Origin of the sequence: Micromonospora sp. WMMC250, from assembly GCF_027460215.1 — a bacterium.
GTDB lineage: Bacteria > Actinomycetota > Actinomycetes > Mycobacteriales > Micromonosporaceae > Micromonospora > Micromonospora taraxaci.
Map to the genome: position 1 here is coordinate 4,634,539 of NZ_JAPZBJ010000002.1, position 25,845 is coordinate 4,660,383.

Here is a 25,845-nt window from a genome sequence, read left to right on the forward strand (position 1 = left end):
CCCCTCAGTACTTCAGCAGGTTGGCGTCGTCGACGCTCGCCGAGCGTCGCGTCCGGAAGATGGCCATGATGATCGCGAGCCCGACCACGACCTCGGCCGCCGCCACCACCATCACGAAGAACGCCATGATCTGGCCGTTGAGGTCACCGTTGATCCGGCTGAAGGTGACCAGCGTCAGGTTGGCCGCGTTGAGCATCAGCTCCACGCACATGAACAGCACGATCGCGTTGCGCCGGATCAGCACCCCGGCGGCGCCGATGGTGAACAGCACCGCGGCGAGGACGAGGTAGTAGTTCGGCTCGACCGAGAAGAACGATTCCATTACTTGGTCTGCCTTCCGTTCGCGACTGGGCAGCCCTCTGCCCGCGACTGCGGGGCTCGCTGCGCTCTCTCCTCGCGCACGCGGCTGGGGCTCCGCTTCGCTGCACTCCTCGCGCTCACCGGTCCGTCCCCTTCAGCGAGGTCTCCTCGGCGGTCAGCTCGCGCTGCGGGAGGATCGCCGGGGTGCTCCGGTCGGTCAGGCGGCCGTCGGGCAGCCGGGCCGGGGTGGCCACCGAGGAGGAGGTCGCGAAGACACCGGGGCCGGGCTTCGGACCGGGGTAGTTACCCGGGGCGAAGCGCGCCTTCATGGTCGACACCTGGTCGACCTTGTCCTGCTTGCGCCGCTCCACGTGGGCCAGCACCATGGCGCCGACCGCCGCGGTGATCAGCAGCGCCGAGGTCAGCTCGAACGCGAAGACGTACTTGGTGAACAGCAGCCGGGCGATGCCCTGCACGTTGCCCTCGGCGTTGGCCTGGTCCAGGCCAACCGCCGTGGTCCGGTCCAGCGCCTGGTAGACGCCGGTGCCGACCAGGCCGGCGAAGCCCACACCGAGCACGATCGCGGCGACCCGCTGACCGCGTAGCGTCTCGATCAGCGAGTCGGTGGAGTCCCGACCGACGAGCATCAGCACGAACAGGAACAGCATCATGATCGCGCCGGTGTAGACGATGATCTGCACCATGCCGATGAACGGGCCGGCCTGGAGCACGTAGAACACGCCCAGACAGAGCATGGTCAGCACCAGCCACAGCGCCGAGTGCACGGCGTTGCGCGCGGCCACCATCCCGATCCCGCCGAGCAGCGCGAGCGGGGCGAGGATCCAGAAGGTGACCGCCTCGCCGCCGGAGACCGAGCCCGCCGCGGCGAGCACCGTAGACGTGGTCATGCCTTCTCTCCCTTGCCGGCTGCCACGCGCTGGGCGGCCTGCTCGGCACCCGGGAACGTCACGCCGGGGTGTTCCTCGACCTGGTAGCGGCCGGGGCCCATCGGGGACGTCTCGGCACCGGCGGACGTGCCCGGGTTGTCCAGCGCACCGACGTAGTAGTCCTTCTCGCTGTCACCCAGCCGCATCGGGTGCGGCGGCTGCTCCATGCCCTCGAGCAGCGGAGCGAGCAACTGCTCCTTGGTGAAGATCAGGTCCTGCCGGTTGTCCCGGGCCAGCTCGTACTCGTTGCTCATGGTGAGCGACCGGGTCGGGCAGGCCTCGATGCACAGCCCGCAGAAGATGCACCGGGCGTAGTTGATCTGGTAGATGCTGGCGTACCGCTCGCCCGGGGAGAAGCGCTGCTCGTCGGTGTTGTCACCACCTTCGACGTAGATGGCGTCCGCCGGGCAGGCCCAGGCGCACAGCTCGCAGCCGATGCACTTCTCCAGGCCGTCCGGGTGCCGGTTGAGGATGTGCCGCCCGTGGTAGCGCGGCGCCGACACCGGCGGCTTGAACGGGTAGTCGGTGGTGACGACCTTCCTGAACATGTGCGAGAAGGTGACACCGAATCCCTTGAACGTTCCGGTGATCGAGCCCACGTCACACCTCCCTGGAGTCCGAGCCGGCGACGATGTTGGCCGGCTCCCGCTCGGCGACCACGCGCGTGATACGCGGGCTCGGTGGTACCTGTAGATCCATCGGCGGCAGCGGGAAGCTCCCGTACGGCCGGTTGTCGACCTGTTCCTGCGTCGTCGGTTTGGGCTGCGGCTTGCGGCTGGGCCAGAAGAGCGTGGCGATCAGCAGGATGCCGGCCGGGATGCTGACGGCGATGACCTTGCCCTGCGTGTCCCAGTCCTCGATGGAGCGCAGGCCCGACAGGACCAGGATCCAGACCAGGTTGATCGGCAGCAGCACCTTCCAGCCGAGACGCATGAACTGGTCGTAGCGCAGCCGGGGCAGCGTGCCGCGCAGCCAGACGAACACGAAGACCAGCGCGATCACCTTGCCGAAGAACCAGAGCATCGGCCACCAACCGGAGTTGGCGCCCTCCCAGAGGGTGATCGGCCAGGGTGCCCGCCAACCGCCGAGGAACAGCGTGGTGGTGACCGCGGACATGGTCACCATCGCGACGTACTCGCTGAGCATGAAGAGGGCGAACTTCAGCGAGCTGTATTCCGTCATGAAGCCGGCGACCAGCTCGGACTCGGCCTCGGGCAGGTCGAACGGCGCCCGGTTGGTCTCGCCCACCGTGGCGATGAAGAAGATGATGAAGCTGGGCAGCAGCAGGATCGCGTACCAGCCCGGTGCCGGGATGGGCTGTCCGAAGACGGTCAGCCTGGTGGCGTCGCCCTGGGCGGCGACGATCCCGCTGGTACTCATCGTGCCGGCGGTCATGAAGACCGCCACGATGGAGAGCCCCATGGCGACCTCGTAGGAGATCATCTGGGCGCTGGACCGCAGACCACCGAGGAGCGGGTACGTCGAGCCGGAGGCCCAACCGCCCAGCACGATGCCGTAGACGCCCATCGACGAGCAGGCGAGCAGCAGCAGCACCGCCACCGGCACGTCGGTGACCTGCAACGGCGTGTGGTGGCCGAAGATGCTCACCATCGGGCCGAACGGGATCACCGACAGGGCGGTGACCGCGCAGATCACCGAGATCGTCGGGGCGAAGAAGTAGACGACCTTGTCGGCCGCCTTCGGGAGGATGTCCTCCTTGAAGGCCATCTTGAGACCGTCGGCGAGGGTCTGGAGCAGGCCGAACGGGCCGACCTGGTTGGGGCCGGGCCGCACCTGCATGTAGCCCACGACGCGCCGCTCGAACCAGACACCGAGCAGGGTGGCCAGCAGACCGAACGCGAACGCAAAGACGATCTTGCCGAGGACCAGCCACCACGGATCCCGGCCGAAGTCGGCCAGCGTCGGGTCCTGGGCCAGGAATGACGGACTCACTGGTTACCCCCAGCGTTGAGGAGCGGACCCGGGAGGCCGGTCTCGTCGGCCGCCGGACGCCCGGCCGGAACGGCCGCGCTCGGTGCGGGGACGGAGATCCGGACGACCGCGCCGGACGTCGCCCCGAGGCTGCGTCGCACCGTCGAACCGGGTGAGTTGGTCGGCAACCAGACCACGCCGTCCGGCATCTCGGTGAGCTCGGCCGGCAGGGTCAGCGCGCCCCGGTCGGTGCCGACCGTGACCGCGTCGCCGTCGACCACACCGAGCGCCTCGGCGGTGCCCTTGCCCAGCCGGACGACCGGCGGGCGGGCGGTGCCGGCGAGGTGCTCGTCGCCGTCGGTCAGGGTGCCCAGGTCGACCAGTTGGTGCCAGGTCGCCAGCACTGCCTCCCCGGCGCCCGGGTGCGGAATCCGGCCCGGTGCCACCGACGGAGCGGTCGGCCGGGACGTCCGGGACGCCGGCAGCGAGCCCAGCTCACGGCGGACGCTCGGCACGTCGGCCGTGCCCAGCCGCACGTCGAGCAGAGCCGCCAGCGCGTCGAGCACCCGACCGTCGGTCATGGCGGAGGTGTTCAGCACCGCCTCGAACGGACGCAGCCGGCCCTCCCAGTCGAGGAAGCTGCCGGACTTCTCGACCACCGGGGCGACCGGCAGCACCACGTTCGCCCGTCGGGTGACCGCGCTGGCGCGCAGCTCCAGACTGACCAGGAACGGCACCGCGTCCAGGGCGGCCTCGGCCAGCCGAGGGTCGGCCAGGTCGGCCGGGTCGACACCACCGACGACCAGAGCACCGAGCTGCCCGTTGGCGGCGGCGTTGAGGATGCCGTCGGTGTCCCGACCGGCCTGGCTCGGGATCACGCCGGCCGGGATGTCCCACGCCTCACCCAACTCGGCCCGCGCGGCCGGCTCGGTCACCAGGCGTCCACCCGGGAGCAGGTTGGGCAGGCAGCCCGCGTCGACAGCGCCGCGGTCACCCGCGCGCCGCGGCACCCAGACCAGCTTCGCTCCGGTACGCCGGGCCACGTCCGCGGCGGCGGAGAGCCCACCCGGCACGGTGGCCAGCCGCTCACCCACGATCAGGATCGCGCCCGGCGCGCTCAGCGCCTCGGCGACGGTGGCGTGCTCGGCGAGCACGCTGGCCTCCTCGCCCGGCACCACCCGGGCCAGCTTGGCACCGAGCTTCTCCAGGCCGCGGGTCGCGAACGGCGCCAGCGCGTACACCGTCAGGGTCTTCTTCAGGTACGCCTTGCGCAGTCGCAGGAAGAGGATGGGGCACTCCTCCTCCGGCTCCAGGCCGACCAGCACGACCGCCGGCGCGTTCTCCACGTCGGTGTAGGTCACGTCGGTGACGCCGGCGACCGAGCTGGCCAGGAAGTCGGCCTCCTCGCGGGAGACCGGCCGGGCCCGGAAGTCGATGTCGTTGGTGTTCAGCGCGACCCGGGCGAACTTCGCGTACGCGTAGGCGTCCTCGACGGTCAGCCGACCGCCGGTGAGCACCGCCGTGCCCTGTCCGCTCTCCCGAGCCGTGTGCAGCCCTTCGGCGGCCACGGTGAGCGCCTCACTCCAGGACGCCTCCCGCAGCTCACCGGTGCGCTCGTCACGGACCAGCGGGGTGGTCAGCCGGTCGGTGGCGCGGGTGTACTGGAAGCCCCAGCGACCCTTGTCGCAGTTCCACTCCTCGTTGACCTCCGGCTCGTCGCCGGCCAGCCGGCGCAGCACCTTGCCGCGCCGCCAGTCGGTGCGCTGCCCGCAGCCGGCCGAGCAGTGCTCGCAGACGCTCGGGCTGGACACCAGGTCGAACGGGCGGGCCCGGAAACGGTACTGGGCACCGGTCAGCGCACCCACCGGGCAGATCTGCACGGTGTTGCCGGAGAAGTAGGAGTTGAACGGGACATCACCGGCGCCCGCGCCGGTGCCGTCAGCACTGTCGGCGTCGACCGCAGCCCCATAGGCGTCGTCCCGGTAGATGTTGATCTCCTCGGCGGACGACCGGCCCATCAGGTCGATGAACTTGTCGCCGGCGATCTCCTCGGAGAACCGGGTGCACCGCTGGCAGAGCACGCAACGCTCGCGGTCCAGCAGCACCTGGCTGCTGATCGCCATCGGCTTCTCGTACTCCCGCTTGTGCTCGTGGAAGCGCGAGTCGGTGCGGCCGGTGGACATGGCCTGGTTCTGGAGCGGGCACTCACCGCCCTTGTCACACATCGGGCAGTCCAGCGGGTGGTTGAGCAGCAGCAGCTCCATCACCCCCTCCTGCGCCTTCTTGGCCACCGGGGAGGTGATCTGGGTACGCACGACCATGCCGTCGGCGACGGTCTGGGTGCAGGAGGCCACCGGCTTGCGCTGGCCCTCCACCTCGACCAGGCACTGCCGGCACGCGCCGGCCGGGGCCAGCAGCGGGTGGTCGCAGAACCGGGGGATCTCAGTACCCATCTGCTCGGCGACCCGGATCAGCAGCGTCCCCTTGGGGGCGGTGACCTCGACGCCGTCGATGGTGAGGGTGACCATGTCGGTCTGCTTGGCTACGTCCGTCACAGTGCTTGCCTTTCGCTCGCGACTGCGGGGCTCGCTCCGCTCACTCCTCGCGCTCGCATCAGTGGGCTCCCACTAGCTGCTTGTCGGAGAGCTTCGGCGCGGTCCGTCCCTCGATGTAGTCGAGGTAGTCCTGCTTGAAGTACTGCAGCGACGAGGTCACCGAACTGGTCGCGCCGTCACCCAGGCCGCAGAACGAACGGCCGAGGATGTTGTCGCAGGTGTCCAGAAGGGTTTCCAGGTCCTCGTGGGTGCCCTGACCGGCGAGGATCCGCCGGTAGACCCGAACCATCCAGTAGTTGCCCTCGCGGCACGGGGTGCACTTGCCGCACGACTCGTGGTGGTAGAACTCCAGCCACCGGTAGGTCGCGTAGACCGGGCAGTCCTGGTCGGAGAAGATCTGCGTGGCGGTGGTGCCGAGGATCGAGCCGGCCGCCGCCACCCCCTCGAAGTCCAGGGGCACGTCCAGGTGCTCGGCGGCGAGCAGCGGAGTGGACGAGCCACCCGGGGTCCAGAACCGCAGGTTGTGGCCGGGCTGCATCCCGCCCGCCAACTCCAGCAGCTCGCGCAGGGTGACACCCATCGAGCACTCGTACTGGCCCGGGTTGACCACCCGGCCGGACAGCGAGTAGATCATCGGGCCGGAGGACTTCTCGGTGCCCATGCTCTTCCACCAGTCGGCACCGCCGAGCACGATCGGCGGCACGCTGGCGATGGTGCCGACGTTGTTCACCACCGTCGGGCTCGCGTACAGACCGTGGGTGGCCGGGAACGGCGGGCGCAGCCGGGGCTGACCCCGGAACCCCTCCAGGGAGTCCAGCAGCGCCGTCTCCTCGCCGCAGATGTACGCCCCGGCGCCGGAGTGCACCACCAGCTCCAGGTCGTAGCCGCTGCGCAGGATGTTGCGGCCGAGGTAGCCCTTGTCGTACGCCTCCTGGACCGCGTTGCGCAGCCGGCGCGCGGCGTGCACCGCCTCGCCCCGGATGTAGATGTACGCGCGGCTGGCCCGGATCGCGTACGACGCGATGATCACGCCCTCGACCAGCGCGTGCGGGTCGTGGGTCATGAGCGGCAGGTCCTTGCAGGTGCCCGGCTCGCCCTCGTCGGCGTTGACCACCAGGTAGTGCGGCTTTCCGTCGCCCTGCGGGATGAAGCCCCACTTGAGGCCGGTCGGGAAGCCCGCGCCACCCCGTCCCCGCAACCCGGAGTCCTTGATCAGCTGGATCAGGTCGTCCGGGTGGGCCTTGAGCGCCTTGCGTAGTGCGGCGTAACCGTCGAGCTGCTCGTACGTGCCGATGCGCCAGGCGTCCGGCGACAGCCAGCGCTTGGTCAGCACCGGCGTCAGCTTGGCCAGCGTCTCCGGGCGGGGAGTGGTCACTTCTGGGCCCCCGTTTCGCTCGCGTCCGCCGGTCCGGCGCCGTCGGCGTCAGTGCCAGCCTTCGCTTCGGTGAGGTTGCGCTCCTGCGCCCCGGCCTCGTCGCCGGCGGGCTTACCGTCGCCGGCCGGCGCGTTGGCGGCGACGCCGGCGGCCTCGGCCGACCGCGCGTCACCAGCCGCCGGCGCGGTGCCGGTGCCGTCCGTCGGGACCTTCGTGCCAGGGGCGTCCGGCACTGCCGTGCTGGCGTCCGGCTGTCGGGTCTCGGCGGTACGCACCTGCGGCGACTTGTCGTCCGGTGCCTTCACGTCCGGCGCGGTGCTGCCGGCGGCGGCCTCCGGCTTCACCGGCTCGGCCACCCCCGTCGGGGCGGACGCGCCGTCGCCACCCTTGACGGGGGCCGTGGTGGCCTCGACGGGCGCCGGCTTGGCGGCCTCCGCCTTCGCCTTCGCCTCGGCGGCGGCCTTGTCCGCCTCCGCCTTGCTGCGGATCGGGGTGTTCGGGTCGAAGCCCGGCACCGAGACGCCGTGCTGCTGCGCCAGCCGCAGCCCGCGCAGGGTGGGCTCGCCCGGCCCGCCGTCGGCGACCGCGCCGTCACGCTCGTCGGCGAAGCCGGCGAGCTGCACAGCCATCTCCTTGAGGGTGCAGAGCCGGGCACCGCGGGTCGGCATCGGCCGTCCGCCCGCTCGTAACTCGTCGACGACACCGACCGCTGTGGACGCGTCCACGCCGTCGAAGAAGTCGTAGTTGACGGTCATCACCGGGCCGTAGTCGCAGGCCGCCAGGCACTCGGCGTGCTCCAGCGTGATCGTGCCGTCGGCGGTCGTCTCGTCGTGCCCCACGCCCAGGTGCTCGGAGAGGGTGTCGTAGACCTCCTGGCCGCCGAGCACGTTGCACATGGTGTTGGTGCAGACGCTGACCAGGAAGTCACCGGTCGGCTTGCGCTTGTACATCGTGTAGAAGGTGGCCACCGCGCCGACCTGGGCCTTGTTCAGCCCCAACACCTCGGCGCAGAAGGCGACCCCGGCCGGGGAGACGTACCCCTCTTCGGCCTGCACCAGGTGCAGCAGCGGCAGCAGCGCCGAGCGGGAGCGGTCCGCCGGGTAACGGGCGATGATCTCGCGCGCCCGCTCCCGAGTCGTGTCAGTGAAAGTCATCGGTCACAACCACCCATCACGGGGTCCAACGAGGCGCCGCCGGCGATCACGTCGGCGATCAGGCCGCCCTCGGCCATCGCCGGGAGGGCCTGGAGGTTGACGAAGCTGGGCTCCCGGTAGTGCACCCGGTACGGCCGGGTGCCACCGTCGGACACCGCGTGCACGCCCAGCTCGCCGCGGGGTGCCTCGATGGCGACGTACACCTGGCCGGGCGGAACCCGGAAGCCCTCGGTCACCAGCTTGAAGTGGTGGATCAGCGACTCCATCGACTGACCCATGATCTTCGCGACGTGCTCCAGGGAGTTGCCCATGCCGTCCACGCCGATGGCCAGCTGCGCCGGCCAGGCGATCTTGCGGTCGGCGACCATCACCGGGCCCGGCTTGAGCCGGTCCAGCGCCTGCTCGACCAGCTTCATCGACTCCCGGATCTCGGCGAGCCGGACCTGGTAGCGGCCCCACACGTCGCCGTCGGGGTGGGTCGGCACGTCGAACTCGTACGTCTCGTAGCCGCAGTACGGCATGGTCTTGCGCAGGTCCCAGGCGAGGCCGGCGGAGCGCAGCACCGGCCCGGTGATGCCGAGCGCCACGCAGCCGGTCACGTCCAGCACCGCGACGTTCTTCGTCCGCTCGGTCCAGATCGGCTGGCCGGAGAGGAGATCCTCGTACTCCTTGAGCTTCTTCGGCATCATCTTGAGGAACTCGCGGATCTTGCGGACCGCGTCGTCCGGCACGTCCTGCGCGACCCCACCCGGCCGGACGTACGCGTGGTTCATGCGCAGACCGGTGATGGTCTCGAAGATGTCGAGGATGTACTCCCGCTCACGGAAGCCGTACAGCATGATCGAGATCGCGCCCAGCTCCATGCCGGTGGTGGCCAGCCAGACCAGGTGCGACGAGATCCGGTTGAGTTCCATCATCAGCACACGGATGGTGGTGGCCCGCTCGGTGATGTCGTCGGTGATGCCCAGCAGCTTCTCGACCGCCAGCGCGTACGCCGTCTCGTTGAAGATCGGGGCGAGGTAGTCCATCCGGGTCACGAACGTCGAGCCCTGAACCCAGTTGCGGTATTCGAGGTTCTTCTCGATGCCGGTGTGCAGGTAGCCGACGACGGAGCGGGCCTCGCGGACCGTCTCGCCCTCCAGCTCCAGGATCAGCCGCAGCACCCCGTGCGTGGACGGGTGCTGCGGACCCATGTTGACGACGATCCGCTCGTCGTTGATCGGGTCGGTGCCCGAGACGATCGTGTCCCAGTCCCCACCGGTGACGGTGAAGACCCGACCCTCGTCGGTCTCGTGCTCGCTGGCGTAGTTCGACGTCGTCACTGGTACGACCTCCGCTCGTTCGGCGGCTGGATCTCCGCACCCTTGTACTCGACGGGCACGCCGCCGAGCGGGTAGTCCTTGCGCTGCGGGTGACCCTCCCAGTCGTCCGGCATGAGGATCCGGGTCAGGTTGGGGTGGCCGTCGAAGACGATGCCGAACATGTCGTACGCCTCCCGCTCCTGCCAGTCGGCGGTCGGGTAGACGGCGGTCACGCTGGGCAGGTGCGGTGCCTCGACGGAGACCGCTGCCTCCAGCCGGACCCGCCGCCGGTAGGTCATCGAGGTGAGCAGGTAGACCACGTGCAGCCGGCGCTCGTCCGCGCCCAGGTAGTCCACGCCGGACACCGACGAGCACAGCTCGAACCGCAGGGCCAGGTCGTCCCGCATCACCTGGCAGACCTCGGCGATCCGCTCCGGGCGTACGTGCAGGGTCAGCTCACCCCGGTCGACCACTACCTTCTCGATCGCGTCGCCGAACGCGGGGTACGCCTCCTCCAGCGCGTCGCGGACCTCGTCGAAGTAGCCCCCGTACGGCCGGGACGCCTCCTCGATGGGCTGGCGCTGGCGGACCAGGCCGCCGTAGCCGGACACGTCGCCGGTGCCCTGGTTGCCGAACATGCCGCGCCCCGCCGGACTGGCCGGCGGGTATTCGGCCGGGGCGGTGCTGCTGGCGCCGACCGGCGTGACCGGTACCGGCACCCCGCCGTCGTTGGGCTTGTCCGTGGGTGACGTCATTTCGGGCCTGCCTGCGGGTGGAGGTGGTTCTGAGCGTTCATCCAGTTCTCGATCCGCAACTGCTCCTCGCGTCCCTCGCGGACCGCCCTGGTCCACTCGGCACGCCGGGCCTTGTCGTTGCGGTACGAGGAGGGCATGGAGCCGTAGGGCACGACGGGGACGTCGCCGCGCTCCTGCCGGGCCGCCAGCATCTTGCGGCCGTTCGGGCCCAGCGGCTCATACATGATCTTCTCGCGGAGCTTGAGGATCGCGTCGATGAGCATCTCCGGCCGCGGCGGGCAGCCGGGCAGGTACATGTCGACCGGCACCACGTGGTCGACGCCCTGCACGATCGCGTAGTTGTTGAACATGCCGCCGCTGCTCGCGCAGACGCCCATCGAGAGCACCCAGCGCGGCTCGGCCATCTGGTCGTAGATCTGGCGCAGCACCGGGGCCATCTTCTGACTCACCCGGCCGGCGACGATCATCAGGTCGGCCTGCCGGGGCGACGCCCGGAAGACCTCCATGCCCCAGCGGCCCATGTCGTAGTGCGGACCACCGGCGGCCATCATCTCGATGGCGCAGCAGGCCAGGCCGAAGGTCGCGCCCCACACGGACGACTTCCGGGACCAGTTGACCAGCTTCTCCACCGAGGTGAGCAGGACGCCGGCGGGAAGCTTCTCCTCGATGCCCATCTGACGTTCCTTCCTCAGTCCCAGTCCAGGCCGCCGCGCCGCCACACGTAGGCGTACGCAACGAAGACCGCGACGATGAACAGGACCATCTCCACGAAGCCGAAGATCGGCAGAGCGTCGAACGAGACCGCCCAGGGGTAGAGGAAGATGATCTCGATGTCGAAGACGATGAAGAGCATCGCCGTCAGGTAGAACTTGATCGGGAACCGGCCGCCGCCGACCGGCTGCGGGCTGGGCTCGATGCCGCACTCGTAAGCCTCGAGTTTGGCCTTGTTGTATCGACGGGGACCGGCGAAGCGGGCGGCGCCGACGGAAAACAGCGAGAACGCCGCGGCGAGGGCGAACAGCCCGATGATCGGTGCGTAAGGCGAGAGCGACATCGTTTTCTCCTGCTCGTCCTTCCCTGCCCTCGGTGCTTGACGAAAATCACACTATTCACGTCCCTCGCAGTGGCAGTCGGCGGGGGTCGATCTTTGTCGGCGTCGGGGCCGTGACCAGCACCGATGCCGTCCTACGTATACGGTTCCCGCTGTCATCGATGACCGCTGGACCGCAAGGTCACCCCTCGCGCTACACGGCGGGAGCGGCTTTCGTCATCGCGTTGATGACCCGGTCCATCGCGTCCCCGCCACGGGGATCGGTCAGGTTGGCCAACAGCTTGAGCACGAAACGCATCAGCGTCGGGTGCGGCATGCCGTGTTTGGTGGCGATGCGCATGATCTCCGGGCGGCCGATCAGTTTCACGAAGATGCCGCCCAGCCGGTAGTAGCCGCCGAGCCGTGCCTTCAGCTCGTTCGGGTACGCCATCAGCGCCCGCTCCCGCTCCGGACCGGCCGGCCGCGCGAGAGCCTGGACCACGACCTCCGCCGCCAGCTCACCGGACTCCATCGCGTACGCGATGCCTTCGCCGTTGAACGGGTTGACCATGCCGCCCGAGTCACCGACCAGCAGCACGCCACGGGTGTAGTGCGGCACCCGGTTGAAGCCCATCGGCAGCGCGGCGCCCAGGATCGGGCCGTCGGCGTTGGCCTCGTCGGTCATCCCCCAGTCTTCCGGGGTGTTGGCGAGCCAGTCGGTGAGCAGCCGGCGGTAGTTGGTCTTGCCGAACGCGGACGACGAGTTGAGCACGCCGAGGCCGACGTTGACCCGACCGTCACCGAGGCCGAAGATCCAGCCGTAGCCGGGCAGCAGGTTGTCGCCGCTGTCCTTGCTGCGCAGCTCCAACCAGGATTCGAGGTAGTTGTCCTCGTGCTTGGCCGGCGAGCGGTAGTAGCGGCGGACGGCCACGCCGATCGGCCGGTCCTCCCGCTTGGCCAGCCCGAGCGCGAGCGGGAACCGGCCGGAGACCCCGTCCGCCGCGACGACCAGCGGGGCGTGGAAGGTGGCGGGCTCCTTGCCCGGGCCGACCTCCGCCTCGACGCCGGTGACGCGGCCGTCGCCGTCGAGCACCGGGCCCAGCACGTTCACGTTGGTACGCAGCTTCGCACCGGCGGCCACCGCCCGCTGGGCGAGTAGGTCGTCGAAGTCCAGCCTCGTACGCACCAGGCCGTAGTTGGGGAAGCTGGCGAGCTCCGGCCAGTCCAGTTCGAGGCGCACGCCGCCACCGATGACCCGCAGACCGCGGTTGTGCAGCCAACCCGCCTCGGGCGAGGTGTCCACGCCCATCCGGATGAGCTGGCGCACCGCGCGCGGGGTCAACCCGTCGCCGCAGACCTTCTCGCGCGGGAACTCGGTCTTCTCCAGCAACAGCACCCGTACGCCGTGCCGGGCCAGGTGGTACGCAGTCGCTGACCCACCGGGACCGGCGCCCACGACGATGACATCGGCATCGTGTTCCACCGCGGTCATTCGCGCCTCCTCCCGCACGCTCGTGAAATGCTTCACAAGCCAGACGGGACGAGTGTATGACCGGCGTCATACCAGCGCAGGATCAGGGGTACCTAACTCGCCGATGTGACAGTCCATGACCGTCCACAGCAGGCAGGTGTCAGGCCGGGCTGGGGGCGTCCAGCCCCGCATCGACCCGGATGGTCTCCGGCAGATGCTCACGGAGCGCTCCGCCCGCCGCCCGGTCGAGTGCCGCCAACACCTCGGCGACGACCTGCCGGACCTCCACCGGATCGGCGCCGGCCAACGCACGCAACTGCGCGATGAGTTCCGCCGCGTCGTCGTCGGTGGCGGCCACCGGGCCCGCCGGCTCTGCTCCGGTCATGCGATCCAGCGTACGGGGCAAAGTGGACTATAAACCGATATTCACGGAACCTGAATAATGTCCGCACTGTTCGGTGCGGGTGTCAACCACTACTCGCGGACGCCCCGGTGCAGAGCCACCACGCCACCGGTCAGGTTGCGCCACGCCACCCGTCCCCACCCGGCCGCTGCGACCCGCCCGGCCAGTGCGGCCTGGTCCGGCCAGGCCCGGACCGACTCGGCGAGGTAGACGTACGCCTCGGGATTGCTCGACACCGCACGGGCGACCGCCGGCAGCGACCGCATCAGGTACGACAGGTAGACGGTCCGGAAGACCGGGTTGACCGGGGTGCTGAACTCGCACACCGTCAGCCGCCCACCCGGCCGGGTCACCCGTGCCAACTCCCGCAGGGCCGCGTCGGTGTCGTTGACGTTGCGCAGCGCGAAGGAGATGGTCACCGCGTCGAAGCTGCCGTCGGCGAACGGCAGCCGCAGCGCGTCTCCGGCCAGCAGCGGCACCTCGGGCCGGGCCCGCTTGCCGGCGTACAGCATGCCCAGCGACAGATCGACCCCGACCGCGTACGCCCCCGACTGGGCCAGCTCACGGGTCGAGACGCCGGTGCCGGCGCCCACGTCCAGCACCCGCTCGCCCGGCCGCAACCCGAGCGCCGCCCGGGTGGACCGGCGCCAGGAGCGGTCCTGACCCAGCGAAATCACCGTGTTGGTCAGGTCGTAGCGCTCGGCCACGCCGTCGAACATCGCGGCGACCTCGTGCGGCTGCTTGTCCAGGCTGGCGCGCTGGCCCTGCGGATTACGGCTCACCCCACCACTCTGCCAGCCGTCCATCGACCGACGCTCGGAGGGTGGCGTGGCCCGCGCCGGGGCACGCGAGAGGGCAAGGCGGCGTGGCCCGTGCCGGGGCACGCGAGAGGGCAAGGCGGCGTGGCCCGTGCCCCAGGCGCGCGAAAGGGCGGGGTGGTCGCCCACCCCGCCCTCGCGTCGTGCCAGCCTGCCGCCGCCCTCATCCAGGCGGCCTGGGAGCGGATTCGTCAGTCGGTCGACTTCTCGTCGCCGGGGGCGACCAGGACGACCTTGCGCCGGCGGGAGAGCACCAGCAGGGCGCCGCCCGCGAGCAGGATGAGCGCGCCGATGCCACCGATCAGGCCGGCCTGCACACCGGTCACCGGCAACCCGCCGCCGCCACCGCCGCCGGCAGCCGGCGAGGTGGTGGTGCCCGGCGTGGACGTACCGGACGGAGTGGGCGTACCGGTCGGCGTCGCCGTGGGCGTGGCGGTCGGCGTGGGAGTCGGCGACGGCGAGGCGGTCAGGTCAACGAACGCCTCGAAGGTGGTGTGGTTGTCCATCACGTCGACCTCGGTGAACGCCTTGCGCTGCGCCTGGCTCGCCACCTCCGGCTCCTCCTCGGGCTGCCCAGCGGCACCGTCCAGCCCGTACGCGAAGAGGTCGCCCTCGTGCAGCACCGGCTCGGTCACGTCGTCGCCGACTGTCACCCGGACGTCGGAGGTGTAGTACTCCCCCGGCTCCACGACCGCACCGGCGTCCTCGCAGAACAGTTGCTGCTTGCCCTGGAACACCTGCTCGAGGCAGCCCTGCGGCTTCTTGGCGAAGGTGACGCCCACCGGCAGGGTCAGGCCGTAGAAGACGCCCGTCGCCTTCTGACTGCCGTCGTTGTAGACCGCCCAGTCCAGCGGCACCGTCTCGCCACGTCGTACCGGACGCAGGTTGGGATCGTCGCCCTTGACGCCGTTCACCACGACGTTGGCCTGGACGTCCTGCACCCAACTGGTCAGGTCGTAGCCGGGCTTGGCGACGGTGATCTCGTGCTCGACCTTGTTGTCGCCGCGCTTGGGGTCGACGGTGGTCGACTTGATGGTGACCACCAACGTGCCGGCGTCGCCACGACCACCGGTGGAGAACAGCGGGATGCCGAAATCCTCGCTGGTGCCGGCCGGCAGATCGCCGAGTTGGCAGGTGAACGTCTTGCCCTTCGTCTGGCAACCGTCGGGCACCACGAAGCCGATTTTGTTCTTCTTCAACAGGCTGGTGTCCGCGGTGTAGCTGACGCCCTTGGCGGCGACAGTGCTCCGGCTGTTGTCGACCCGGAACTTGAACGGCTTGGCCGTGGCCTGCGTGACGCCCTTGGCCAGCTCGTAGCTGAGCGGCACCAGAGCCAGGTCGGCCTGGTCGGCGGCCTGCGCGGGTGCGGCCACGGTGGCCAGGCCACCGGTCGCGAGCAGAGCCACGACACCGGCGCGGGCCAGGGCCGAGCGGTGGAACGCTGTCATCAGTCCCCCGGGGGTAGGGAAGAAAGAGTGGTTGCGGAACGAGCGGACGGTATCGGAGGCCGATCTCCCACGCCAGCGGGCGCACGCGAATTCATCCGTCCGGCCCGACCTGCGCAGACGGTACGGGCGGGATGGTCACCCATCCCGCCCGTACCGCCGTGCGTTATATGAACGACCCGCAACGGGCCGATGGAGGACGAACCCACGACGAGGACCGCCGGACCACCCGCCACCAGCACGATCACACCGATCTCGGCAACCGGCGGTGGCAATGGATACGAGCGGCGACGCTAGCCGTCGGCGATCATCTCCACCACCCCCACGCCGGGCAGCCTGACGAAGCGGCGACGGGGACCACCCGTACCGCCGGGGCGTTCCGGCGGGAGCATGAGCGGTGGTCAGCCGAACGGCCGGGCGTCGTCAGGCGTCAGTTGACCTCGACCAGCGGCAGGGACCTGCCCGCGCCGCCGCCGGGCAACGCGATCGAGGAGAAGTGCGAAACCACCCGCTCGTCGGTCGGGTCGTCGGCCGGCGTGTGGTGCACGGCGAGCCGGTTGTAGAGGGTGTCCCGCTGCGCGGGGATCCGGTCCGCCGAGCGGATCATGCCGATCAGCTCGTGCAGGTTGGAACGGTGCCGCGCCCCGGCGGAGGAGATGACGTTCTCCTCCAGCATGATCGAGCCGAGGTCGTCCACGCCCATGTGCAACGCGAGCTGGCCGACGTCCTTGCCGGTGGTCAGCCAGGACGCCTGCAGGTGCGGAACGGTCTCGAAGAAGAGCCGGGCCGCCGCGACCAGCCGCAGGTATTCCAGAGTGGTCGCCTGGGTGCGGCCCTTGAGGTGGTTGTTCTCCGGCTGGTACGTCCACGGGATGAAGGACCGGAAACCACGGGTGCGGTCCTGCACGTCCCGGATCATGCGCAGGTGCTCGATCCGCTCGGCGTGCGTCTCGCCGGTGCCCATCATCATGGTGGCGGTCGACTCGATGCCCTGCCGGTGGGCCAGCTCCATGACCTCCAGCCAGCGCTCGCCCGACTCCTTGAGCGGCGCGATGGCCTTCCGCGGCCGCTCGGGCAGCATCTCCGCACCGGCGCCGGCGATCGAGTCCAGGCCGGCGGTCTTGATCCGGGCGATGGCCTCGTCCAGGCTCACCCCGGACACCTTCGCCATGTGCAGGATCTCGCTTGGGCCGATCGAGTGGATGACCAACTGCGGGTAGGCCTGCTTGACCGAGGAGAACAACTCCTCGTAGTACTCCACGCCGTAGTCCGGGTGGTGCCCGCCCTGGAGCATCACCTGGGTCGCGCCCAACTCGACCGCCTCGCCGCACCGGCGAAGGATCTCCTCGGTCGGGTGGGTCCACCCCTCGGAGTGCTTGGGCGCGCGGTAGAACGCGCAGAACTTGCACGCCGTCACGCAGACGTTCGTGTAGTTGATGTTGCGGTCGATCAGGTAGGTGACGACGTTGTCCGGGTAGCGCCGCCGGCGCACCGCGTCCGCCGCCTCGCCCAACGCGTGGAAGGGCGCCTCGGTGTAGAGCAGCAACGCCTCCTCGGGCGTGATCCGCCCGCCGTCCGCACCGCGTTGCAGGATGTCGTCGATCTCCCGGCTCACCGTCACAGTCCGAGCCTACGTCGCCTCACCCGACTCGACCGCCTGGCCCCGTCGAGGTGCGGCACGTCCCACAGCCCCAACCGGTCAACTCTCGCGCACCTCGATGCGGATGTCGTAGGTGTCCCGCAGCTCGGCGGCGAGCACCGGGCCCGCCCACGCCGGCACGTACGCCTCCCACCACGGCACCTCACGCCGCGCCGGCATCCGCTGCTCGGAGAGCACCGCCCGGAACCGCTCGTCCGCCGCCTCGACCCGCTCCCGGACCCACCCCATCTGCGGGAAGCCGAGCAACCGTTCGTCGGTCAGCATCCTCTCGATGGTGTGCCGGATGCTGAGGTCGAACCAGTACTCGTCGAGGTTGTCGTGGTAGCCCTCCTCGCAGAACTCGACGACCTGCTCCCACCCCTCCACGAGGCCGGTCGGACGCCGCCCCCCGGTCACCTCGGCGAACCGTTCCACGAACTGCCGGTCGTCGGTCATGCGTCGTAGTCCACCACGAGCTTGTCGGTGGTCGGGCTGGACTGGCAGGTGAGTACGTACCCGGCGGCCAGCTCGTCCGGCTCCAGCGCGTAGTTGCGGGCCATCGTGACAGCGCCGTCCACTACCTTCGCCTTGCAGGTCGAGCAGACGCCACCCTTGCAGGCGTACGGCAGCTCGCCGCGCACCTTCAGCGCGGCGTCCAGCACCCGCTCCTCGCGACCCATCGTGAAACTGGACGACCGCCCGTCCAGCACGATCGTCACCTCGGCGCCGGCGCCGACCTGGTCGACGGGACGGCGGACCGGCTCCGGCGGCGCGTCGACATGGAACAGTTCGGTGTGCACCGCCGACTCGGGCAGCCCTCGACCGGTCAGCACGTCCCGGACGTCGACCACCATGCCGTACGGGCCGCAGAGGAACCACTCCTCGATCAGGTCGCCGGGCACGATGCTGCCGAGCAACCGACCCAACCGCTCCGCGTCGATCCGACCGGAGAGCAGCGGAGACTCGCCCTGCTCCCGGGACAGCACGTGCACCAGGTGCAGCCGCGCGGGATAGCGGTCCTTCAGGTCGGCCAACTCCTCGGCGAACATCACCGTGTTCGCCGTGCGGTTGCCGTACACCAGTGTGAAGGTGCTGGCCGGCTCGACGGCCAGGGCGGTCGCGACCAGCCCGAGCACCGGCGTGATGCCGGAGCCGGCGACGACAGCGCCGTAGTGGCGCACCCGGTCCGGTGCGAACGCGGTGGTGAACGTGCCCAGCGGCGGCAGCACCTCGACGGTGTCGCCGCTGCGCAGCGCCCCGCAGGCGAACGCCGAGAACGCCCCGCCGGGAACCTCCCGCACCCCGATCCGCAACCGGCCGCGCCGGGCCAGGTCGTCGGGGGTCGAGCAGATCGAATACGACCGGCGCACGTCGGTGCCGTCCTCGGCCACGCGACGGACGGTGAGGTGCTGGCCCGCGCGGAACGCGAAGGTCTCCCGCAATTCCTCGGGTACGGCGAAGCTCACCGCCACGGAGTCGTCGGTGAGCCGGTCGACGGCGGCGACCGACAACCTGTGGAAGACCGGCCGTCGGCGGACCGGGCGGGTGATGGTGACAGTCACAGCGCCTTCAGGTGGTCGAAGGGTTCGGAGCAGGAACGGCATCGCCACAGTGCCTTGCACGCGGTGGACCCGAACCGGCTGACCTGCTCGGTCTCCGGTGAGCCGCACCGCGGGCAGCGGACCGCGAGGGTCAGCGCCACGACGCCGGCGGCCGGCGTCACCGGGGCCGGGGGTGCGATCCCGGCGGCGGCGAGCTTCGCCCGCCCCTCCGCGGAGATCCAGTCGGTGCTCCACGGCGGGCTGAAGACGGTACGGATCTCGGCCTCCGGGTGACCCGCCACCGCGAGCGCACGGCGGATGTCGGCCCGGATGACGTCCATCGCCGGGCAGCCGGTGTAGGTCGGGGTGATGGTGACGGTGACCCGCCCACTGGCCGGATCCTCCTCGACGGCCCGCAGGATGCCCAACTCGTCGATGGTGATGACCCGGATCTCCGGGTCCACCACCGACGCGGCCGCCGCCCTGGGGTTCACCACTGCGCCCCGGGATGGGCGCGGTGCAGCACCTGCATCTCGGCGAGCAGGTAGGCCAGGTGTTCGGTGTGCACACCTGTTCGTCCACCGCCCGGCGCCCAGCCGCTCTCCGGCCGGGTGAGCGTCGCCTCGGCCAGGACCGCACCGACGGTCTCGTCGAACGCCGGCCGTACTGTGGCTGGGTCGACCGGCGCCGCCGGGTCCGCGACGAACAGCTCATGGGTGTACGGCCACACCTGGTCGACCGCCGCCTGCATCCGACGGTGCGACTCCTCGGTGCCGTCGCCGAGGCGCTTCACCCACAGCGCGCCATGGTCCAGGTGGTACGCCGACTCCTTGCGCGCCTTCGCGCCGATCGCGGCCAACCGCTCGTCCGCGCAGTCGACCAGAGCGGCGTACAGCGGCAACTGGTACGCCGCCAGGAAGAACAGCTTCGCCATCGTCACCGCGAAGTCGCCGTTGGGCAGCTCGACCAGCAGCGCGTTGCGGAACTCACGGTCGTCGCGCAGGTACGCCAGGGCGTCCTCGTCACGGCCCGCGCCCTCCAACTCACCCGCGTACGACAACAGCAGTCGGGCCGCGCCGAGCTGGTCGAGGGCGATGTTGGCCAGCGCGATGTCCTCTTCCATCTCCGGCGCGCGGGTGGTCCACTCGGCCAGCCGCTGCGCCGCGATCAACGCGTCGTCGGCGAGCGCGAGTGTGAAGTCGAACGGCTTGCCGCTGCTGAGCTGGCTGGTTCGCTCGCTCCGCTCGCTCACAGGTGAGCCACCCCGTCCGGCACCTCGTAGAAGGTGGGATGGCGGTAGACCTTGTCGGCGGCCGGGTCGAAGAAGGCGTCCTTCTCGTCCGGGCTGGACGCGGTGATCGCGCTGGCCGGCACCACCCAGATCGAGACACCCTCCTGGCGGCGGGTGTAGAGGTCCCGGGCGTTACGCAGGGCCAGCTCGGCGTCGGGGGCGTGCAGGCTGCCGACGTGGGTGTGCGACAGCCCGCGTCGGGCCCGCACGAAGACCTCCCACAGAGGCGAATGACTCGTCACGCCGGATTGCTCGGCTTGCTCGCTGCGCTCGCTCACGCGGCGACCCTCTCCTTCTGTCCCGCCCGCTTCGCGGCGTACGCCGCGGCGGCCTCGCGTACCCATGCGCCGTCGGCGTGCGCGGCCCGGCGGTGGGCGATCCGTTCCCTGTTGCACGGCCCGTCGCCGGAGATGACCCGCATCAGCTCGTCGTAGTCCGGCTGGGTGTAGTCGTACGCCTGCCGCTCCTCGTTCCACCGCAGGTCCGCGTCGGGGATACGGAGCCCGAGGATCTCCGCCTGCTGCACGCACATGTCGACGAAACGCTGCCGCAGCTCGTCGTTGGAGAAACGCTTGATCTTCCAGGCCATCGACTGGGCGGAGTGGGTGGAGTCGCCGTCCGGCGGGCCGAACATGGCCAGCGACGGGTACCACCAACGGTCCACCGCCTCCTGGGCCATCGCCTGCTGCCCCGGGGTGCCGTGCGCCAGGGTGTGCAGGATCTCGTAGCCCTGTCGCTGGTGGAAGGACTCCTCCTTGCAGACCCGGATCATCGCGCGGGCGTACGGGCCGTACGAGCAGCGGCACAGCGGCACCTGGTTGACGATCGCCGCGCCGTCCACCAGCCACCCGATCGCGCCCACGTCGGCCCAGCTCAGGGTGGGGTAGTTGAAGATCGAGCTGTATTTCTGCTTACCGTCGAGCAGCAGTCGAACCAACTCGTCGCGGCTGATGCCGAGGGTCTCGGCGGCGGCGTAGAGGTAGAGGCCGTGGCCTGCCTCGTCCTGCACCTTGGCCAGCAGGATGGCCTTGCGCTTGAGCGACGGGGCACGGCTGATCCAGTTGCCCTCCGGCTGCATTCCGATGATCTCGGAGTGGGCGTGCTGGGCGATCTGCCGGATCAACGTCCGCCGGTACGCGTCGGGCATCCAGTCCCGGGGCTCGATCTTCTGCTCCGCGTCGACGACCTCGGCGAAGTACGCGGCGAGGTCGTCGTCGGGGGTGGGGCCGCCGCGCCGACCGCGTGCCGCCGCGGCGCGCAGCTCGGCCTCGGCCGCCTCGACCTCGCCCAGCAGGCCGCTGCCGGGCCCCTCGTCCGGGGCGCCGTCCGGGGCGGAGAAGTCGTTGCCATACATGAGGCTAAGTGTTACAGCTAGCACCACGATGCGCCAGGGGGTGTAACAGGAATCCGGGGGTCCCATCCGTAACGGAATGGACGCTTTACGTCACCTCGCCCTGCTAATTGCGCCGTGACTTAGGCCACTGAACAAAGATGAATCCCCGCAATAGGCGCATAGCGGTCCCATATCCCGCCTTTATCGCAGGTTGCCTAGTGTCGAGACCTGGCGCGTCCGGCAAGCGGACGTAGACTTTCGCCGTCACACCGATCGGCTTCAGACGATTGCCACGAACGACAGAGGCCACCTCCCCCGGCCTCGGTGATCAGCCGATCCCCAGACAACAGCCGGTCCCCCCGGCCCTGACACCTGGAGCTCACCCACTCATGCGATCCCGCGTGACCATGGTGCTCGCCATAGCGGCGGTCCTGCTCGGCGGCGTCCTCCTGGTCCCCGCCGCGTACGCCCGGCTCTCCGACGGCGACAGCAGCGGAGGCGGAGGCGGCGCCGCCTCGACCGTCGCCGCGCCCGCGCCCGCCCCACCGCCACCGCCCACGCTGGCGGCCGGCCCGGTGTCGGTGAGCTTCAACGGTGACTTCTTCTCCTGGGCCCTGCTGGACCGAAAGACGGGCAAGATCTCCGGGTCACCGAACATGACAGCGACCAGCTCCACCGAGTCGATGATCAAGGCGTGGATCGTCTCCGACTATCTGCGGCAGCTCGGCGACAGGGAGCCGACGGCGGCGCTGAAAGAGGCGGCCCGGGTCGCCATCATCGACAGCAACGACACCGCGGCGAACAAGGTCTACGTCGCTGCGGGCGGCTCCTACCGGGTGCTGCCGAACGGTCAGATCGGTCCGGTGATGCAGCGAGCCATCAAGATCTGCGGGCTGACCGACACGAAGCGCGGCAACGTTCCGAAGTACGAGGGCTGGTGGAGCTTCACTCGGATGTCGCCCCGTGACGCGGCCCGGGTCGGCGACTGCATCGCCGACGGTCGGGCTGCCGGCCCGAAGTGGACCAAGTGGGTGCTGGACCAGATGGCCAAGGTCAGAGGCACCACCGCGACGAAGGACCAGCGGCCCACCTCGGGCGGCGGGCGCTGGGGCATCATCGACGGGCTCCCCAAGTCGATCACCGCCCAGGGCCCGGTCAGCATCAAGAACGGCTGGACCCCGATCAACTATGACGGCAACTGGCACGTCAACTGCCTGGCCGTCAACGACAAGTGGAGCCTCGCGGTGATGCTGCGTTACCCGATCAGGAGCGGTCTGGACTACGGCGCGAAGGTCTGCGCGAGCGTGGCCACCCAGTTGGTCACCCCGCAGCCCGGTGCCGCGCTCAAGGTGCCGCAGCAGCCGGTCGGGAAGCTCTGATGGCCGGCAATCGTCGGTCCGGTCGGCGTCCGGGCGCTGACGCGTCCCCACTTCGACTGGTCGCCATCGCGGTCATCCTGATCGGGTTGGTACTGGTCTCGCTGCGGCTGCTGCCCGGGTCGCCGTTCGAGTCGGCTGCCGCCGCCAAGTGGGGCGACGCCGGCACGTCGCCCAGCGACCGGTCCACGGGTTCGGCCACCGACCGCAGCGCCCGCCAGCCGGCCCCACCGTCACCGAGCCCCAGCCCCTCGCTGGAGCCGCTGCCGTTCGTGGCCAAGAACCTCGACCTGGACATCCAGGGTTGGTATTCCTGGAGCGTGCTGGACCGGCGGACCGGGCAGATCATCGGTTCCAAGAACATGGGTGAGACCAGCACGACCGCCTCGTTGATCAAGTCTTGGATCGTCGCCGACTACCTACGACGGACAGCCGACGCCGGGCAGACGCCGAGCGACGCGAAGCTCGCCGACGCGACGCGGATCATCCGCGACAGCGACAACACCAGGGCCGAGCAGTTCTATAACCAGGTCGGCCGGGACGCCTCGATCAAGCGGCTGATCTCCATGTGCAAGCTGACCGACAGCAGCGTCGCCCCCGACAAGGGCTGGTCCCGGACGGCACTTTCCCCCCGGGACACCGCCCGACTGGGCAACTGCATCGCCACCGGCACCGCCGCCGGGCCGAAGTGGACCAAGTGGCTGCTCAACGAGATGAAGCTGGTGCGCGGCGCCGGTGACTTCGGCATCCGCAAGGCCTTCCCGGCCGCCGAGCAGAAGCAGATCGCCATCAAGAACGGGTGGATCGACCGGACCAAGGAGCAGGAGATGCACATCAACTGCCTGGCGATCGGCGACACCTGGACGATGGGCGTGATGGTCAGGTACCCGATCGACCTGGGCTACGACTACGGCATGAAGAACTGCGAGAAGATCACCGAGGCGTTGCTGCGCCCCGGCGTCTGAGCCGCGATTCCGGCTGTCGGTCAGCCGGCGAAGAACTCCGGGCCGCCGTCCGGTAGCGCCGGGGCCTCGCCGATCGCGGTGGCCCGCCGGGCCCACTCCCGCAGGCCCGCGACCTGACGGTCACCGAGGGAGAAGTCCAGGGCCCGGAAGTACGTGGCAAGCGTCGCCGCGTCGAACGCCTCCCAGCGGGCCGCCGCCTCGGCGACCTGGTCCAACTCGGCCAGGCAGAGGTCCCGCGAACGCAGGAACGCCTCATGCACCTCCTTGACCATGCCCGGGTGGGCGGCGGCGAAGTCGCGGCGGACCGCCCAGACCGCGAAGACCATCGGCAGCCCCGTCCACTCCCGCCACGCCTGCCCGAGGTCGGTGACGGTGAGGCCGCGCTGCGGCGCCTCGTAGTACGCCCGCAACGCCACGTCCCCGATCAGCACCGCGGCGTCGGCCTCCAGCAGCATCTGGGTCAGGTCCGGCGGGCAGCGGAAGTAGTCGGGTCGGACGCCGTACTGCTCGGCGAGCAGCAGCTGCGCCGTCATCACCCCGGTCCGCGAGGTCGAGCCGAGCGCCACCCGAGCGCCGTCCAGCTCGCCCAGGGGTCGGGTGGAGACCATGTTGACCGAGAGCACCGGCCCGTCACTGCCCACCGCAAGATCCGGCAGGAGCAGCAGCTCGTCGGCGTGCCGCAGGTACTCCAGCAGCGTGATCGGGCCGATGTCGAGGTCACCGGCGACCAGCGCCGCGCTCAGCCGGTCCGGCGAATCCTTGTGCAGGTCGACGTCGAGCAGTGCACCGGAGCGCATCAGACCCCAGTAGATCGGCAGGCAGTTCAGGAACTGGATGTGCCCGACCCGCGGGCGTGCGATGCGCTCAGCCATGACCCGACCGTATCCCCGGCCTCCGGTTCCGGCTCGGCGGGCCGGCTCGGAGTGGCCAACCCCGCACCATGGTGTCGTCCGTCGGCCTCGCCCGACGACGGCCGTCGTACCGCGCGGGCGACGACGGGCGCGAAGGCCGACACCACCAGGAGACCGGCCAGGCCCGCCCCGGCGATCAGTGGGCGGGGCGAGACAGCCGTGAGCAGCACACCACCGACCAGATAGCCCGCCATCGAGCCGCCCTGCACCGCAGCGCCATAGCTGGCGTAGGCGCGACCCCGCATCGCCTCCGGCACCCGGCGGCTGATGAGCAGGTTGGCGAAGACGTTCTCGCCGCCGTTCGCCGCGCCGGCCACCAGCCAGAGCGGCACCAGCAGGCCGGCCGTCGGCACCCCTGCGGCGAGCAGCACCAGCAGGCTGCACACGGCCAGGCTCGCCAACACCCCACGGGTGAGGGCCGCGTCGTCGTCGAACCGGCGGGCGAGTCGTGCGGCGAGCCAGCTACCGGGCAGCATGCCGGCCATCCAGGCCGCGCCCACCAGGCCGTAGGTGGTCGCCGAACCGCCCAGCGTCTCCCGGATGAAGAAGACCTCGATCACGTTGATGCCGCCGATCGCCGCGATCACCACCGCGGTACTCACCACCATGACCAGCATCAGCGGATCACGGCGCAGCCGCCAGCCCAGGTCCGTACCCCGGTGGTCTTCTCCGCGCGCGGGCCCCGGCGCTGCGGCGGAGGGTTGGCGGCCGCCGCGCCGGGTCCGCAGCAGCAGACCCGCGACCACCAGTGCCAGGTAGGTAACGGCATCGAGAAGCAGGGGTACGCGGGTGCCGAACTGCCCCACCAGCAGGCCGGCCAGCACCGGCCCGCCGAGCGCGCCGATGGAGACCGCGTTCTGGCTGATCGCACTGGCCCGGGGCAGGTCAGCGGGGCGGACCATCGCCGGCAACAGCGCGGCCAGGCAGGGCTGGGTCACGGCGAGCCCGCAGGCGAGTAGCGCGACGAGACCCACGACCACTATCGGGTGCTCGGCGACGGCGAGCAGCGTGCAGATCACCGCCTGCGCCAGGCCGACGGTCACCAGCAGCGCACGGCTGTCCACCCGGTCGACGAGTCGACCGGTGAGCGGGGCGAGCACCACCAGAGGCAGTGTGGCCGCGAGCAGGAGCCCCGAGACGGCAAGTCCTCCCGCACCGGCACCCTGCAACGCCAGCGCGAGCGCGGTGGCGGCGAGGAAGTCGCCGCAGATCGTGGTGCCACGCGCGGTGGCGGCGAGCCAGACGTCCGGCCAGCGCGACGAACCAGTTGTGAAGGACATACTTCGAAAATAATCCTTCACAA

Annotated in this window: 26 protein-coding genes; 2 read left to right on the plus strand and 24 right to left on the minus strand. The window is 70.2% G+C overall.

Features of this window, described 5'->3' with window-relative positions; all coding sequences use genetic code 11:
* Positions 1 to 4: 4 nt before the first annotated feature.
* The 22 genes from nuoK to paaA form a co-directional block, all read right to left on the minus strand.
* Positions 5 to 322 carry an NADH-quinone oxidoreductase subunit NuoK gene (gene nuoK / locus O3438_RS20750; protein ID WP_088986756.1) on the minus strand — a complete coding sequence of 106 codons (318 nt, stop codon included), beginning with the start codon at positions 320 to 322 and terminating at the stop codon, positions 5 to 7.
* A gap of 115 nt (positions 323 to 437) precedes the next feature.
* Positions 438 to 1,208, minus strand: a complete 771-nt coding sequence (locus tag O3438_RS20755) for an NADH-quinone oxidoreductase subunit J (protein WP_088986757.1) — start codon at positions 1,206 to 1,208, stop codon at positions 438 to 440.
* A complete protein-coding gene (nuoI, locus tag O3438_RS20760) occupies positions 1,205 to 1,846 on the minus strand; it encodes an NADH-quinone oxidoreductase subunit NuoI (protein WP_088986758.1) in 642 nt (213 codons plus the stop codon). Before nuoI ends, O3438_RS20755 begins: the two co-directional genes overlap by 4 nt.
* A 1-nt stretch (position 1,847) precedes the next feature.
* Positions 1,848 to 3,200, minus strand: coding sequence for an NADH-quinone oxidoreductase subunit NuoH (gene nuoH / locus O3438_RS20765; RefSeq protein ID WP_269681501.1), 1,353 nt, complete (start codon positions 3,198 to 3,200; stop codon positions 1,848 to 1,850).
* Positions 3,197 to 5,734 carry an NADH-quinone oxidoreductase subunit G gene (locus O3438_RS20770; protein ID WP_269681502.1) on the minus strand — a complete coding sequence of 846 codons (2,538 nt, stop codon included), beginning with the start codon at positions 5,732 to 5,734 and terminating at the stop codon, positions 3,197 to 3,199. The genes nuoH and O3438_RS20770 overlap by 4 nt, the downstream gene beginning before the upstream one ends.
* 58 nt (positions 5,735 to 5,792) lie before the next feature.
* Positions 5,793 to 7,109, minus strand: coding sequence for an NADH-quinone oxidoreductase subunit NuoF (gene nuoF / locus O3438_RS20775; protein WP_269681503.1), 1,317 nt, complete (start codon positions 7,107 to 7,109; stop codon positions 5,793 to 5,795).
* A complete protein-coding gene (gene nuoE / locus O3438_RS20780; protein WP_269681504.1) occupies positions 7,106 to 8,263 on the minus strand; it encodes an NADH-quinone oxidoreductase subunit NuoE in 1,158 nt (385 codons plus the stop codon). The genes nuoF and nuoE overlap by 4 nt, the downstream gene beginning before the upstream one ends.
* The gene (locus O3438_RS20785; protein ID WP_088986763.1) at positions 8,260 to 9,585 is read right to left on the minus strand and encodes an NADH-quinone oxidoreductase subunit D; all 1,326 of its coding nucleotides are present in this window, start codon (positions 9,583 to 9,585) and stop codon (positions 8,260 to 8,262) included. The genes nuoE and O3438_RS20785 overlap by 4 nt, the downstream gene beginning before the upstream one ends.
* Positions 9,582 to 10,319, minus strand: coding sequence for an NADH-quinone oxidoreductase subunit C (locus O3438_RS20790; RefSeq protein ID WP_145785919.1), 738 nt, complete (start codon positions 10,317 to 10,319; stop codon positions 9,582 to 9,584). The genes O3438_RS20785 and O3438_RS20790 overlap by 4 nt, the downstream gene beginning before the upstream one ends.
* Entirely contained in the window at positions 10,316 to 10,993 is a 678-nt protein-coding gene (locus O3438_RS20795) for a NuoB/complex I 20 kDa subunit family protein (RefSeq protein ID WP_030334123.1), read from the minus strand. The genes O3438_RS20790 and O3438_RS20795 overlap by 4 nt, the downstream gene beginning before the upstream one ends.
* 14 nt (positions 10,994 to 11,007) lie before the next feature.
* Positions 11,008 to 11,373 (minus strand): NADH-quinone oxidoreductase subunit A, encoded by a 366-nt coding sequence (locus O3438_RS20800; protein ID WP_007454588.1) that lies wholly within the window; start codon positions 11,371 to 11,373, stop codon positions 11,008 to 11,010.
* Between the two features lie 190 nt (positions 11,374 to 11,563).
* Complete coding sequence (locus O3438_RS20805; protein WP_088986766.1) at positions 11,564 to 12,841, minus strand: geranylgeranyl reductase family protein; 1,278 nt, start codon at positions 12,839 to 12,841, stop codon at positions 11,564 to 11,566.
* Positions 12,842 to 12,980: 139 nt separating this feature from the next.
* On the minus strand, positions 12,981 to 13,205 hold the full coding sequence (locus O3438_RS20810) for a hypothetical protein (RefSeq protein ID WP_269681505.1): 225 nt from the start codon (positions 13,203 to 13,205) through the stop codon (positions 12,981 to 12,983).
* A gap of 89 nt (positions 13,206 to 13,294) precedes the next feature.
* Entirely contained in the window at positions 13,295 to 14,029 is a 735-nt protein-coding gene (locus O3438_RS20815) for a demethylmenaquinone methyltransferase (RefSeq protein ID WP_269681506.1), read from the minus strand.
* Between the two features lie 203 nt (positions 14,030 to 14,232).
* Complete coding sequence (locus O3438_RS20820) at positions 14,233 to 15,489, minus strand: cell wall anchor protein (protein ID WP_269681507.1); 1,257 nt, start codon at positions 15,487 to 15,489, stop codon at positions 14,233 to 14,235.
* A gap of 427 nt (positions 15,490 to 15,916) precedes the next feature.
* Positions 15,917 to 17,107, minus strand: coding sequence for a cyclic dehypoxanthinyl futalosine synthase (mqnC, locus tag O3438_RS20825; RefSeq protein WP_269681508.1), 1,191 nt, complete (start codon positions 17,105 to 17,107; stop codon positions 15,917 to 15,919).
* A 78-nt stretch (positions 17,108 to 17,185) separates the two neighbouring features.
* Positions 17,186 to 17,581 carry a hypothetical protein gene (locus O3438_RS20830; RefSeq protein ID WP_269681509.1) on the minus strand — a complete coding sequence of 132 codons (396 nt, stop codon included), beginning with the start codon at positions 17,579 to 17,581 and terminating at the stop codon, positions 17,186 to 17,188.
* Positions 17,578 to 18,687 (minus strand): 1,2-phenylacetyl-CoA epoxidase subunit PaaE, encoded by a 1,110-nt coding sequence (gene paaE / locus O3438_RS20835; RefSeq protein WP_269681510.1) that lies wholly within the window; start codon positions 18,685 to 18,687, stop codon positions 17,578 to 17,580. Before paaE ends, O3438_RS20830 begins: the two co-directional genes overlap by 4 nt.
* Positions 18,684 to 19,163: a 1,2-phenylacetyl-CoA epoxidase subunit PaaD gene (gene paaD, locus O3438_RS20840; protein WP_269681511.1), complete on the minus strand. Its 480-nt coding sequence runs from the start codon at positions 19,161 to 19,163 to the stop codon at positions 18,684 to 18,686. The genes paaE and paaD overlap by 4 nt, the downstream gene beginning before the upstream one ends.
* Complete coding sequence (paaC, locus tag O3438_RS20845; RefSeq protein ID WP_269681512.1) at positions 19,157 to 19,918, minus strand: 1,2-phenylacetyl-CoA epoxidase subunit PaaC; 762 nt, start codon at positions 19,916 to 19,918, stop codon at positions 19,157 to 19,159. The genes paaD and paaC overlap by 7 nt, the downstream gene beginning before the upstream one ends.
* Complete coding sequence (gene paaB, locus O3438_RS20850; protein ID WP_269681513.1) at positions 19,915 to 20,235, minus strand: 1,2-phenylacetyl-CoA epoxidase subunit PaaB; 321 nt, start codon at positions 20,233 to 20,235, stop codon at positions 19,915 to 19,917. Before paaB ends, paaC begins: the two co-directional genes overlap by 4 nt.
* Positions 20,232 to 21,311 carry a 1,2-phenylacetyl-CoA epoxidase subunit PaaA gene (gene paaA / locus O3438_RS20855; RefSeq protein ID WP_269681514.1) on the minus strand — a complete coding sequence of 360 codons (1,080 nt, stop codon included), beginning with the start codon at positions 21,309 to 21,311 and terminating at the stop codon, positions 20,232 to 20,234. The genes paaB and paaA overlap by 4 nt, the downstream gene beginning before the upstream one ends.
* 368 nt (positions 21,312 to 21,679) lie before the next feature.
* Between paaA and O3438_RS20860 the strand changes: the two genes are divergently transcribed.
* Both O3438_RS20860 and O3438_RS20865 read left to right on the plus strand, forming a co-directional pair.
* Entirely contained in the window at positions 21,680 to 22,669 is a 990-nt protein-coding gene (locus tag O3438_RS20860) for a hypothetical protein (protein ID WP_269681515.1), read from the plus strand.
* On the plus strand, positions 22,669 to 23,631 hold the full coding sequence (locus O3438_RS20865) for a hypothetical protein (RefSeq protein WP_269681516.1): 963 nt from the start codon (positions 22,669 to 22,671) through the stop codon (positions 23,629 to 23,631). Before O3438_RS20860 ends, O3438_RS20865 begins: the two co-directional genes overlap by 1 nt.
* A gap of 20 nt (positions 23,632 to 23,651) precedes the next feature.
* Here the strand turns inward: O3438_RS20865 and O3438_RS20870 are convergent, their stop codons facing one another.
* Positions 23,652 to 24,503, minus strand: coding sequence for a menaquinone biosynthetic enzyme MqnA/MqnD family protein (locus O3438_RS20870; RefSeq protein ID WP_269681517.1), 852 nt, complete (start codon positions 24,501 to 24,503; stop codon positions 23,652 to 23,654).
* Positions 24,455 to 25,822, minus strand: coding sequence for an MFS transporter (locus tag O3438_RS20875; RefSeq protein WP_269681518.1), 1,368 nt, complete (start codon positions 25,820 to 25,822; stop codon positions 24,455 to 24,457). Before O3438_RS20875 ends, O3438_RS20870 begins: the two co-directional genes overlap by 49 nt.
* Between the last annotated feature and the right edge of the window lie 23 nt (positions 25,823 to 25,845).